This is a genomic window from Pseudomonas sp. PVC-3-1, from assembly GCF_057444315.1.
On sequence record NZ_CM172023.1, the window covers coordinates 1,815,837 to 1,828,853 of the forward strand.

The 13,017-nt window shown below is 65.5% G+C and carries 10 protein-coding genes; all 10 read right to left on the bottom strand.

From position 1 onward, the window contains the following. Positions 1–54: 54 nt before the first annotated feature. Positions 55–2,853, bottom strand: a complete 2,799-nt coding sequence (locus tag AC2T4A_RS08400) for a hybrid sensor histidine kinase/response regulator (protein WP_486743081.1) — start codon at positions 2,851–2,853, stop codon at positions 55–57. Between the two features lie 125 nt (positions 2,854–2,978). Next, positions 2,979–4,268, bottom strand: a complete 1,290-nt coding sequence (gene purD, locus AC2T4A_RS08405; protein WP_486743082.1) for a phosphoribosylamine--glycine ligase — start codon at positions 4,266–4,268, stop codon at positions 2,979–2,981. A gap of 250 nt (positions 4,269–4,518) precedes the next feature. Next, the gene (gene purH, locus AC2T4A_RS08410; protein WP_486743083.1) at positions 4,519–6,126 is read right to left on the bottom strand and encodes a bifunctional phosphoribosylaminoimidazolecarboxamide formyltransferase/IMP cyclohydrolase; all 1,608 of its coding nucleotides are present in this window, start codon (positions 6,124–6,126) and stop codon (positions 4,519–4,521) included. Between the two features lie 87 nt (positions 6,127–6,213). Beyond that, positions 6,214–6,534 carry a DNA-binding transcriptional regulator Fis gene (gene fis / locus AC2T4A_RS08415; RefSeq protein WP_024766365.1) on the bottom strand — a complete coding sequence of 107 codons (321 nt, stop codon included), beginning with the start codon at positions 6,532–6,534 and terminating at the stop codon, positions 6,214–6,216. Further along, the gene (gene dusB / locus AC2T4A_RS08420; protein ID WP_416750367.1) at positions 6,531–7,538 is read right to left on the bottom strand and encodes a tRNA dihydrouridine synthase DusB; all 1,008 of its coding nucleotides are present in this window, start codon (positions 7,536–7,538) and stop codon (positions 6,531–6,533) included. The genes fis and dusB overlap by 4 nt, the downstream gene beginning before the upstream one ends. 222 nt (positions 7,539–7,760) lie before the next feature. Then, positions 7,761–9,353, bottom strand: a complete 1,593-nt coding sequence (locus tag AC2T4A_RS08425; RefSeq protein ID WP_486743084.1) for a DUF3426 domain-containing protein — start codon at positions 9,351–9,353, stop codon at positions 7,761–7,763. A 60-nt stretch (positions 9,354–9,413) separates the two neighbouring features. Continuing rightward, positions 9,414–10,292, bottom strand: coding sequence for a 50S ribosomal protein L11 methyltransferase (gene prmA / locus AC2T4A_RS08430; protein WP_416750292.1), 879 nt, complete (start codon positions 10,290–10,292; stop codon positions 9,414–9,416). A gap of 183 nt (positions 10,293–10,475) precedes the next feature. Then, positions 10,476–11,825, bottom strand: a complete 1,350-nt coding sequence (accC, locus tag AC2T4A_RS08435; RefSeq protein ID WP_045216407.1) for an acetyl-CoA carboxylase biotin carboxylase subunit — start codon at positions 11,823–11,825, stop codon at positions 10,476–10,478. Between the two features lie 17 nt (positions 11,826–11,842). After that, positions 11,843–12,310, bottom strand: a complete 468-nt coding sequence (accB, locus tag AC2T4A_RS08440) for an acetyl-CoA carboxylase biotin carboxyl carrier protein (RefSeq protein ID WP_045216410.1) — start codon at positions 12,308–12,310, stop codon at positions 11,843–11,845. Positions 12,311–12,334: 24 nt separating this feature from the next. Further along, positions 12,335–12,778: a type II 3-dehydroquinate dehydratase gene (aroQ, locus tag AC2T4A_RS08445; RefSeq protein WP_015479055.1), complete on the bottom strand. Its 444-nt coding sequence runs from the start codon at positions 12,776–12,778 to the stop codon at positions 12,335–12,337. Positions 12,779–13,017: the final 239 nt, after the last annotated feature.

A 13,017-nucleotide genomic window follows, 5' to 3' on the forward strand; every position in this document is an offset into this window, starting at 1 on the left:
ATCGCGGACGGAGTCCGCTCCTACGCCAAGGGATATGACGGGGGAAGGGCGAAATCAGGATGGCAGCGCGTCGCTCTGCTGCTGGCGCAGGCGGCGATCCCGCTCGCCGACCCAGTAGGCCACCAGCTCGCGCAGTTGCGACAACTCCACCGGCTTGGCCATGTGGCCGTCCATTCCGACCAGCCGTGCGCGCTCCTTGTGCTCGCTGAGGATGTGCGCGGTGAGCGCCACCACCGGGGTGTGCGGGCGGTGTTCGCTGGCTTCCCAGGCGCGCAGGCGCTCGGTGGCGGAGAAGCCGTCGAGCACCGGCATCTCGCAGTCCATCAGTACCAGGTCGTACTGGGTGGACTTCATCGCGGCCAACGCTTCTTCACCGTTGCTGGCGGTATCGGGCTGCAGGTTGAGCTTGCTCAGCATGCCGCGGATGACCTTGGTGGAGATGCTGTTGTCCTCGGCGACGAGGATGCGGAAGTCGCTGGGCGGCACGTTCGAAGCCGGCTCGCTGGTTGGCGCAAGATAGTTGCTCACGCCACTCGGGCCGCGCTGGGACAGCTCTTCGGCCAGCGTCGCCTTCAGCGTATAGCCCGCCACCGGCTTGGCCAGGATGCGTTTGATCCCGGCATTGCGCGCGATGATCTTGCTCGGCGCGTTGCTGATGCCGGTGAGCATGATCAGCAGGATGTCGTGATTGAGGTTCGGGTCTTCCTGGATCTTGGTGGCCAGTTGCATGCCGGTCATGCCGGGCATGTCCTGGTCCAGCAGGACCACATCGAAATACTCGCGCAGGTGCGCCTTGGTGCGCAGCTGGGCCAGCGCTTCCTTGCCCGAGGACACCGCGCTGACGTTCATGCCCCAGGCGCTGCACTGCTGCACCACCACCTTGCGGCAGGTCTGGTTGTCGTCCACCACCAGCAGACGCGCGCCCTGCAGCGGGCTGTCGAGGTCGGCGCCGGCCTGGTCGATCTGCTGCGGGTCCAGCGGCAGGCTGAGCCACAGCAGGTTGCCCGAATCGCCACCGCTGTCCCCGCTCTCTATTCCAAAATCGCCGTTCATCAGGCGGATCAACTGGCGCGCGATGATCAGGCCGAGGCGGCTGCTCATGCGGGTAGCGGAGAGGAAGTCACGGCTGTGCAGTTCGGCGGTGAGCAGGGCCTGGCGGTCGGCGGCATCCAGCGGGCGACCACTGTCCTGCACGGCGATGCGCAGGCGCGGGCGCTCGGCCGAGCCGTCGAGGGCGACGACGAGAAGGATTTCGCCCTCATCGGTCTGTTTGAAGGCGTTGTCCAGCAGGCTCAGCACGGCCTGGCGCAGGCGTGTCGGGTCGCCGCTGACGATGCGCGGCACCTGCGGCTGGGTGAAGCTGATCAGCTCGACCTTCTGCTGTTCGGCCTTGGCGCGGAAGATCGCCAGGCAGTCCTCGATCAGCGCGCCGAGGTCGAACTGCACTTCATCCAGTTCGATCTGCCCGGACTCCAGCTTGGAGATGTCGAGGATTTCGTTGATCAGCGAGAGCAGTTCGTTGCCCGCGCTATGGATGGTCTGCACGTAGTCGCGTTGCTTGGCCGAGAGCGGGGTGCCGAGCAGCAACTCGGTCATGCCCAGCACACCGTTCATGGGCGTGCGGATCTCGTGGCTGATCTTTGCCAGGAAGTCGCCCTTGGCCTTCAGCTCGGCGACGTTGGCGGCGCGCTGGCGGCTGGCGGCGAAGTGGTCGTTCTGGATTTTCCGCTGGCGCTCGGCGAGGGCGAGGCTGAGCAGGAAGCCGACCACCGCCGAGAGACCGAGCAGGCCGCTGCCGAGCCATTCCGCGCGAGTCGCCACATAGCCCAGCAGCGACGGCAAGCACAGGCACCAGACCACCACGAAGACGCCCATGCCGATAGCGAACAGGCGCGCCGGTTGGTAGGAGTGAATCCAGTAGTAGACCGCTACGCCGAGCATGCCCAGGGTCACCAGGGTGATCAGCCCGTAGACCAGGCTGCTGATGGACAGGGCAAGCACCAGATTGAGGACGACGCTCAGTACCACCAGTACGGCGGTGCCGCCCAGCAGCAGACGCTTGAGCGGCAGGCGCGGGGTGAGGCCAGAGAAGAAGCTGGCGGTGTAGCCCAGCGCGCAGAACAGCGTCACCACCAGGCAGGCTAGGGCGGCCATCGGCTGCAGCGACTGGCTGTTGCCGTACCAGGGGCTGAGCAGGCCGAACAGGTTGAGGCAGGCCAGCAGCAGGCTGACGTGCACGCCGGCCAGCCACAGGCCGCTCGCGACGCGGGTGTAGGCGAAGCGTACGAGGTTGTAGAGCAGCAGCATGGCCAGGCAGCCGATCAGCACGCCGAAGTGCAGCGGGCGCTGGTCGTTGCTCGGCTGGCCGGCGGCTTCGATGCTGATGTTTGGGCGCAGCGGCATGGCTGAGGCGAGGCGCAGGTAGAGGTCCAGCGGCTCGGCGGCGGTGCGCAGGGGGATCACCAGATCACTGTTGAGCAGCGGACGCTGCACCGGGGAGAGGTTGCCGGCACTCTTCTGCTCGAGGATTTTCTGCCCGTCGAGGATGAACATCTCGAAGCTGTCCAGGCTCGGCGCGAACAGGCGCAGCTGCTGGGGCTCGTCATTGGCGGGAAGGCGGAAGTGCAGCCAGGTCGCGCCGGGGCCGGCGGGGGCGTGCAGGTCGTTGATGTCGAGCGGGCTGAAGAGGGTGCGGTAGCGCGGGGAAATAACGTCCTGCAGTTGCAGGCGGGCGTCACTGTCGTGGAGCTGGGACCAGCCGGGTTCCTGGCTTGCCGCATAGGTCGGAAGACAGACCAGAGCGGCCAGCAGCAAGCTGACGAGGAGTCCTGTGGCAGTCCAGAGCCGACGCACGGCGAAGTCCCTTCGGTAGTGAGTGGGCGGATTATAGCCAAGTGTGCTGAAGGCCGTAATCCACCCGGGCACGCCGGGACCAGCGGGAAGGAGGCGTCCGACGGGGGACGCCTCCGCCCGTCGGATCAGCCCTCGCCGCGTTCGCGGGCGATGGCGCGATAACCGATGTCCTTGCGGTAGAAGCTGCCGTTCCAGCGAATCTTCTCGGCCAGGCGGTAGGCCTGTTCCTGAGCGGACGAAACGGTCGGGCCGAGGGCGGTGGCGCACAGTACGCGACCGCCAGCGGTGACGATCTGGCCGTCCTTGAGCGCGGTGCCGGCGTGGAACACCTTGCCGTCGAGCTTGGCGGCCTCGTCGAGACCGAAGATGGCGTCACCCTTGGCATAGTCGCCCGGGTAGCCGCCGGCGGCGATCACCACGCCCACGGTGGGACGCGGGTCCCAGGTGGCTTCGACCTTGTCCAGCGCCTTGGCCAGGGCGGCCTCGACCAGCAGGACCAGCGACGATTCCAGGCGGACCATGATCGGCTGGGTTTCCGGATCGCCGAAGCGGCAGTTGAACTCGATGACTTTGGGCTTGCCGCTCTTGTCGATCATCAGGCCGGCGTAGAGGAAGCCGGTGTAGACGTTGCCTTCCTCGGCCATGCCGCGCACGGTCGGGTAGATCACTTCGTCCATCACACGCTGGTGCACGTCCGGGGTGACGACCGGAGCAGGAGAGTACGCACCCATGCCGCCGGTGTTCGGGCCGGTATCGGCGTCGCCGACGCGCTTGTGGTCCTGGCTGGTGGCCATGGGCAGCACGTTCTGGCCGTCGACCATGACGATGAAGCTGGCCTCCTCGCCGTCGAGGAACTCTTCGATCACCACGCGCGAACCGGCGTCACCGAAGGCATTGCCGGCGAGCATGTCGCGTACGGCCTCCTCGGCTTCGGCCAGGGTCATGGCGACGATCACGCCCTTGCCCGCGGCCAGGCCGTCGGCCTTGATCACGATGGGCGCGCCTTTCTCTTTCAGGTAGGCCAGCGCCGGCTCGACTTCGGTGAAGTTCTGGTAGTCGGCGGTGGGGATCTGGTGGCGCGCGAGGAAGTCCTTGGTGAAGGCCTTGGAACCTTCCAGCTGGGCGGCGCCCGCGGTGGGGCCGAAGATGTCCAGGCCGCGCGAGCGGAACAGGTCGACCACGCCTTTGACCAGCGGAGCCTCGGGGCCGACGATGGTCAGTTGCACGTTCTTCGCGGCGAAATCGGCCAGCTCTTCCAGGGCCAGTACGTCGATGGCGACGTTCTCGCATTTGGCTTCAGTGGCGGTGCCGGCGTTGCCCGGCGCAACGAAGACCTTCTGCACGCGCGAATCCTGCGCGACCTTCCAGGCCAGCGCGTGCTCGCGACCGCCGCTGCCGATGATGAGTACGTTCATTGGAGTTCTCCTGAACAGTTCCGGCAGTGCCGGATCGTTGGGTATCGCTTCGCTCGCGGAGCGCCGCCCGACCCAACCTACGAATTCTTTATGACCGGTCCGCTCTTCACGAACCAATCTCAAGGGGCGCAATCGGGCTCGTAGATGCAAGGCGCCCGGCCCTTCACCCAGCGGAGTTGCCTTCTGGCAATGAGCATGGGGGAAGGGCCGGGCAACGCCGCAGATGCGGGTCCGAGTGCGTCCTTACCACTTAGTGGCGGAAGTGGCGCATACCGGTGAACACCATGGCAATGCCGGCTTCGTCAGCGGCGGCGATCACTTCGTTGTCACGCATCGAGCCACCCGGCTGGATCACCGCGGTGATACCGGCCTTGGCGGCGTTGTCGATGCCGTCGCGGAACGGGAAGAAGGCGTCGGAAGCCATGACCGCGCCTTTCACTTCCAGACCGGCATGCTCAGCCTTGATGGCAGCGATGCGGGCGGAGTTCACGCGGCTCATCTGGCCGGCGCCGACGCCGACAGTCTGGCGCGCCTTGGCGTAGACGATGGCGTTGGACTTGACGAACTTGGCGACTTTCCAGGCGAAGATCAGGTCATGGATTTCCTGCTCGCTCGGGGCGCGCTGGGTGACGATCTTCAGGTCATCGGCGGTGATCATGCCGATGTCGCGGCTCTGTACCAGCAGGCCGCCGTTGACGCGCTTGAAGTCCCAGCCTGGCGCACGCTCGGCCGGCCACTCGCCGCATTCGAGCAGGCGCACATTGGCCTTGGCAGCGACCACGGCACGGGCGGCTTCGGAGATTTTCGGCGCGATGATCACTTCGACGAACTGGCGCTCGACGATGGCCTGGGCGGTGTCGCCGTCCAGCTCGCGGTTGAAGGCGATGATGCCGCCGAAGGCCGACTCGGTGTCGGTGGCGTAGGCCAGGTCGTAGGCCTTGCGGATGCCGCCTTCGTTTTCCGGAACCACGGCTACGCCGCACGGGTTGGCGTGCTTGACGATGACGCAGGCCGGCTTGACGAAGCTCTTCACGCACTCCAGCGCGGCGTCGGTGTCGGCCACGTTGTTGAACGACAGTTCCTTGCCCTGCAGCTGGATGGCGGTGGAGACGCTGGCTTCGCCCTTCTTCGCCTCGACGTAGAAGGCCGCGCTCTGGTGCGGGTTCTCGCCGTAGCGCATTTCCTGCGCCTTGATGAACTGGCTGTTGAAGGTGCGCGGGAAGGCGCCGCGGTCTTCGGTGGACAGGGTGTCGCGCGCCTGGTCGATGGTGCCCAGGTAGTTGGCGATCATGCCGTCGTAGGCCGAGGTGTGCTCGAAGGCCTTCAGGGCCAGGTCGAAGCGCTGGGCGTAGGTCAGGCCACCGGCTTTCAGGCCAGCCACGATGCCGGCGTAGTCGCTGGCATTGACCACGATGGCGACGTCCTTGTGGTTCTTCGCCGCGCTGCGGACCATGGTCGGGCCGCCGATGTCGATGTTCTCGATGGCGGTCGGCAGGTCGCAGTCGGCCTTGGCCACGGTCGCTTCGAACGGGTACAGGTTGACCGCCACCAGATCGATCGGCTTGATGCCGTGCTGCTCCATCACCGCGCTGTCGAGGTCACGACGGCCGAGGATGCCACCGTGGATCTTCGGGTGCAGGGTCTTCACGCGGCCGTCCATCATTTCCGGGAAGCCGGTGTAGTCGGCCACTTCCACGGCGGCGATGGCGTTGTCCTTGAGCAGCTTGTAGGTGCCGCCGGTGGAGAGAATCTCCACGCCGAGGGCAGCCAGCTCACGGGCGAAATCGACGACGCCGGTCTTGTCGGAAACGCTGATCAGCGCACGGCGGACGGGCAGGCGGGTGGTTTGGTCGGTCATAACGGCTTCCACAAAGGCTTCGGGCTTTTCGCGTGTCAGGCGTGGGCCCGGCTGACCTTGAGGTCGCGGGCCCGCGCCTGCCACCTGTCAGAGAAGATCGTACTGCTTGAGTTTCTTGCGCAGGGTCCCGCGGTTCAGCCCCAGCAGTTCGGAGGCTTTGGTCTGGTTACCCTTCACGTGGTTCATGACGGTTTCCAGCAGCGGCGCTTCGACTTCGCAAAGCACCATGTTGTACACGTCCGTGACCGGCTGCCCTTCGAGATGGGCGAAATAGTTGTGCAGTGCCTTTTCCACGCTGTCGCGGAGGGTCTGGCCCTCCTGCGTCGGAGTGGTCAGGTGCTGTTTAAGGTTGGCGTTGTCGCTCACGGGTGTCATTCCACTCACTAATGTCTCGGTCATCGTTGTCATGCGGCCACCCCTTCTCCGTTATTGTGGCGCTCGGCGAAGAACTGCCTGACGCTGGCGCTCTGTGCATCCGTGTCCTGCAAACGATTGAACTGGGCGCGGAACTCCGCCGCGCCCGGTTGGGTTGCGAGGTACCAGCCCACATGCTTGCGGGCAATGCGCACACCCATTTCCTCCCCATAAAACGCATGCAATGCAGCGAGGTGTTCGAGCAGGATGCTCTGCACCTCGTGCAGACTCGGCGCCGGCAATAGTTCGCCGGTGCAGAGGTAATGATCGATCTCGCGGAAGATCCAGGGGTTGCCCTGGGCAGCGCGGCCGATCAGCAGGGCATCCACGCCCGTCTGCTCGAAAACCTGCCGTGCCTTTCGCGGTGAATCGATATCACCATTGGCGAAGACCGGAATCGAAACCGCCTGCTTGATCGCCGCGATGGTTTCGTACTCCGCCTCGCCGGTGTAGAGGTCGGCACGGGTCCTGCCGTGTACCGCCAGCGCCTGGATGCCCGACTGCTCGGCGATCCGCGCCACCGTCACACCGTTCTTGTTCGACCGGTCCCAGCCGGTGCGAATCTTCAGGGTGACGGGAACCTCTACCGCCGCGACGACCGCCTCGAGGATGTCGGCCACCAGCCGTTCATCCTTCATCAGCGCGGAACCCGCGGCCTTGTTGCACACCTTTTTCGCCGGGCAGCCCATGTTGATGTCGATGATCTGGGCGCCGAGCTCCACGTTGCAGCGTGCAGCTTCCGCGAGCATTTGCGGGTCGCCGCCAGCGATCTGCACCGAACGGGGTTGATCCTCATGGTCGTGCTGCAGGCGCAGGCGCGACTTGCGGCTGTTCCACAGGCGGACGTCGCTGGTGACCATCTCGGAAACCACCATGCCGGCGCCGAGGCGGCGGCACAGCTGGCGGAACGGACGATCGGTGACGCCGGCCATCGGGGCCAGGATCAGTCTGTTGGGCAGTGTGTAGGAGCCGATGCGTACCACCGACTGGATTTCCATGGTCAATGGGGCGGGAACACCGAGGCGCCGCGCGCTGTACAACTCGCGGATGCGTTTCGGGGCCTGCCACCGGTGCTAGCAAAAAAGGGAGGGCATGATACCCGCTCTCGATGACCGGATAAAGGCGATTTTGGATAAATTCTGAACAGCTTCGGGCTTAGCACCCAAGGTAGGAAGACGAGTGGAACTGGCGCTCTCAGGCGCTTTGAGCTACTCGCCGGGTTATTCCGGCGAGTGGAAGCTCAGGCTGTAGTTCACTGCCTTGGGGCCGGGATCGAGGATGTCCAGGGAGATGTGGATCGGCGTCTGCGGCGGCATCTCGCTCTGTCCGGCCAGCTCGCCGGAAAGGTATTCGCTGGGCTTGAAGCGGCGGCTGGCGATCAACTGGCCGTTCAGGTCGGCGAAGCGCATTTCCAGCAGCGGGAAGGGCTGGGAGAAGTTGGCGCGGTTGTAGATGATCGCGTCCACCACCAGCGCGCCGCTGAAGTCCGGGTGGCTGCGCACCACCAGGTTGCTGCTGCGGATCTGCTCCACGTCGACCTTGGAGGGCAGGGTGCAACCCAGCTCCGGGCAGGCCTGGGCGAACCAGGGGCGGTACTGGTCCTGGCGGGCCAGTTCGTCGAAGTGATAGGCGATGTACTGGCCGGCGAGACCGGCCAGGGCCAGCAGCACCAGCAGCAGCCAGAACAGGCGGCGACCCCAGCGGCGCTCGGGCTTCTGCCAATCCAGTTGCAGGGGTTCGTCGCTCAGGTCGCTCAGGTCGCCGTTTTGCAGGCCCGGCTCGGCGCGGCGGCTGTCGCCGCGCTGGTCGGCCAGCGAGGGCTCATCGTCCTGCTCGTCGTCCACGTCGGGCTCGTCGTCATCGCGGCGGGCGCTGAAGGCGGGGAGCTTCTCTTCATCGCTCTCCACGCGCAGCGGGGCCGGGTCGATGCGCGGTTCGTAACCAGACTCGTCCTCAGGCTCTTCCGGCTCCGGCTCCGGATCCTTGTCGGCCACCAGTCGGGCACTGGCGGGCGGTTCTTCCGGCTCGTCGGCGGGCAGGTGGCCGAGGCTCGGTTCCTGGCGGGAAACACGGCTGGTGCCTTTCTGCTCTTCTTCCAGCAGGGCTTCGGCCCAGCGCTCGTCGTGCGGGTCGCGCTTCTCTTCCGGGCGGGCCTGCAAGGCTTCGCTGGGACGCGGCGCGCGTTCGATGCTGAGGAATTCCTGGGACAACTCGAACTCATCGAGCTTGGCCAGCTCCTCGTCGAGGTTGAGGCTGTCCAGGTCGAGATCGTCGTGAATCCACAGCGTCTCGTCTTTCTTTGCCGGCGCAGAGGCGGGTCTTGCGGGTTCGCTGGTCACCGTGGCCGCCGTGGCAATCACCGTGGCTGCGGCGACGGGCTCGGCAACCGGTGCCGGTTTCGCTTCCACCTTGGGTTCGGCGATGGCGGGTTTTTCTGCAACATCGCTGGAATGTCGCGCCGCATGGGGCGCCAGCGGCCAGCCCAGGGTGGCGGTGCCGGATGCGCTGGGGGCGGCGGGCTTTTCCGGCGCGAAGGTGCTGAAGGCCGGTGCGGGAGCGGGCGCTGCTGCGACCGGTTCCGGGGCTTTCACAGGAGTCGGTTGAACGACCGGCTCCTGTCTCGGGGGCACGACAGGCTGCACTGCGGCGACCGTCGGTGCCTCGGTCGGGTCTCCCACCATGTTCTGCGGCGCGCTGAAGACCTTCAGGCAGGTACCGCAGCGCACAGCACCGCTGGCCGCGCCCAGTTGCGCCGCGTTGACGCGGAAACGGGTCTGGCAATGGGGGCACTGTGTGATGAAGCTGTCGCTCATGCGGCGGTCCGGCGGAAAAATCTGGCGGTTAGTCTAACTCAAGCCCCGTACGGCGGGCACTCAGCGGCGGCGGCCGCTGATGCGGATCCAGCCATCGCGCTCGGCAGTCGGGTCGAGGTCGAAGGCGCCTTCATAGGCGGCGCGCACTTCCTCGGCCTGCTCGGCGAGGATGCCCGAGAGGGCCAGCAGGCCACCGGATTTCACCAGGCCGGTGAGCTGCTCTGCCAATGTGACCAGCGGACCGGCCAGAATGTTCGCCACCAGGACGTCCGCCTGCTCCCTGGGCAGATCAGCGGGCAGGTAGACGGGGAACTTCGACGGGTCGATGCCGTTGCGCGTGGCGTTGTCGCGCGAGGCTTCCAGCGCCTGCGGGTCGATATCGGTGCCGACCGCCTGCTCGGCGCCCAGCAACAGCGCAGCGATGGCGAGAATGCCCGAGCCGCAGCCAAAATCCAGCACCTGCTGGCCGGCCAGCTCCTGGCCGTCGAGCCATTCCAGGCACAGCGCGGTGGTCGGGTGGGTACCGGTGCCGAAGGCCAGGCCCGGGTCGAGCAACAGGTTGACCGCTTCCGGCTCCGGGGCGTCGTGCCAGCTGGGGACGATCCACAGGCGGCGGCCAAAGCGCATTGGCTTGAAGTTGTCCATCCAGCTGCGCTCCCAGTCCTGGTCCTCGATGCGCTCGATCTGGTGCTCCGGCAGTGCGCCGCCGGTGAGCAGGGACAGGTGGGCGACCAGGGCGGTCTCGTCAGTGTCGGCCTCGAACAGCGCGAGCAGGTGGGTGTGGCTCCACAGCGGAGTGGTGCCCAGGTCCGGCTCGAAGATCGGCTGGTCTTCGGCGTCCATGAAGGTCACGGAGACGGCGCCGACTTCCAGCAGCGCATCTTCATAGGTTTCCGCCTGATCCGGGGTGATGGCGAGTCGGACTTGGAGCCAGGGCATGGGGCGGGACCTCGATAGTGCTGGGATGCTGCTGGAAAAGACAACGGACCGCCTGGGCGGCCCGCCGATAAAGGCGGCAAGCTTACTGCACGGCACCTTGCCATGCCAGCGTGCAGGGGGCGCAAAGCACAAGGGCCGCCCGGAGGCAGCCCTTGTGGTGGAGCGAGGCGGAGCGGAACAGGCTTAGTGCTTGTCCATGCCCAGCTTCTTCTCCAGGTAGTGGATGTTCACACCGCCTTTGCAGAACTCCTTGTCGCGGACCAGCTCCTTGTGCAGCTCGGTGTTGGTCTTGATGCCATCGACGATCAGCTCGTCCAGCGCGTTACGCATGCGCGCCATGGCTTCATCGCGGTCCTTGCCGTAGGTGATAATCTTGCCCACCAGCGAGTCGTAGTTCGGCGGTACGGCGTAGCCGCTGTACAGGTGCGAATCCACACGCACGCCGTTGCCGCCCGGTGCGTGGAAGTGCTTCACCTTGCCGGGGCTGGGCATGAAGGTCTTCGGGTCTTCGGCGTTGATCCGGCATTCCAGCGCATGGCCACGGATGACCACGTCTTCCTGCTTGATCGACAGCTTGTTGCCCGAGGCGATGCTGAGCATCTCCTTGACGATATCGATACCGGTGACCATCTCCGACACCGGATGCTCCACCTGGACGCGGGTGTTCATCTCGATGAAGTAGAAGCGGCCGTTCTCGTAGAGAAACTCGAAGGTGCCGGCGCCACGGTAGCCAATTTCCACGCAGGCCTGGACGCAGCGGGCCAGCACTTCGGCGCGGGCCTTCTCGTCGATGCCCGGGGCTGGAGCTTCTTCCAACACCTTCTGGTGACGACGCTGCAGGGAGCAGTCGCGGTCGCCCAGGTGGATGGCGTTGCCCTGGCCGTCGGAGAGGACCTGAACTTCCACGTGACGCGGGTTGGTCAGGAACTTCTCCAGGTAGACCATCGAGTTGCCGAAGGCCGCGCCCGCTTCGGTGCGGGTCAGCTTGGCGGACTTGATCAGGTCTTCCTCTTTATGCACGACGCGCATGCCGCGACCACCACCGCCACCGGCAGCCTTGATGATCACCGGGTAGCCAACCTCGCGGGCAATCGCCAGCGCGGTCTCTTCGTCTTCGGGCAGCGGGCCGTCGGAGCCCGGTACGGTCGGCACGCCGGCTTTCTTCATGGCGTCCTTGGCGGACACCTTGTCACCCATCAGGCGGATGACGTCGGCGCTCGGGCCGATGAAGGTGAAGCCCGAGCGCTCGACCTGCTCGGCGAAGTCGGCGTTCTCGGCGAGGAAGCCGTAGCCGGGGTGGATACCCACGGCACCGGTGACCTCGGCCGCGGCGATGATCGCCGGGATGTGCAGGTAGGACTGCGCAGCCGGGGCCGGACCGATGCAGACCGCTTCGTCGGCCAGCGACAGGTGCATCAGCTCACGGTCGGCGGTCGAGTGCACGGCCACCGTCTTGATGCCCAGCTCCTTGCATGCGCGCAGGATGCGCAGCGCAATTTCGCCGCGGTTGGCGATCAGTACTTTTTCCAACATCGCAGGCTCCCCGCGCTTTAAACGATGGTGAACAGGGGCTGGTCGAACTCGACCGGCTGACCGTTCTCCACGAGGATCTGACCGATCACGCCGCTGGTCTCGGCCTCGATGTGGTTCATCATCTTCATGGCTTCGACGATGCAGAGGATGTCGCCTTTCTTCACGCTCTGGCCGACTTCGACGAAGTTGGCGGAGGTCGGCGAGGCGGCGCGGTAGAAGGTACCGACCATCGGCGAGCGCACGGCGCCAGCGAGGTTCTGGGCAGCCGGGGCGGCTTCAGCGGCCGGGGCGGCAGTGGCAGCGGCGGCGACCGGAGCAGCGGCCGGGGCCGGAGCGTAGGCCGGAGCGGCAGCGTAGATCGGCTGGGCGGCGGTCTTGCTGTGACGGCTGATGCGTACGGACTCTTCGCCCTCTTTGATCTCCAGTTCGTCGATACCGGATTCTTCGAGCAGTTCGATCAGTTTCTTGACTTTACGGATGTCCATCAGTGTTCGCTCTCCCAGGTGAGGTCACGGGCGTTCAAGTTGTTCAAGGGCGGATTCCAGGGCCAGGCGGTAGCCTGTGGCTCCCAGACCGCAGATCACCCCTACCGCCACGTCGGAAAAGTAGGAGTGATGCCGGAAAGGTTCACGTTTGTGCACGTTGGAGAGGTGCACTTCGATGAATGGGATGCTCACTGCGAGCAATGCGTCACGTAGAGCGACACTTGTATGCGTGAAAGCGGCCGGATTGATCAGGATGAAGTCCACGCCTTCGTTGCGTGCGGCGTGGATCCGGTCGATCAGTTCGTACTCGGCGTTGCTCTGCAGGTGCATCAGGTGGTGGCCGGCTTCGCGGGCGCGGCGCTCCAGGTCCTGGTTGATCTGCTCGAGGGTGACGGAGCCGTATTTGTCGGGCTCGCGGGTGCCCAGCAGGTTGAGGTTCGGCCCGTGCAGTACCAGTAAGGTCGCCATCTGGATGCTGTAGTCCTTGTTCTTGGCGGGAAAAGATAGGGCGGGACTATGCCGGAAAGCCGGCGTGACTGTCCAGTCATGCGGGTTTTGCCGTAGATGTCAGCATGTTGCCAGCTGATTACGGCAGAACCGTTGCAGTCAAACTGTGATCAGAACCGGCTTGCAACCTGCTGTGCGTCGGCATGGCCGCGTTAAAAACGGGGTCGGAAGCCGCTTGCGGCTAACGCACTTCAGTGCGG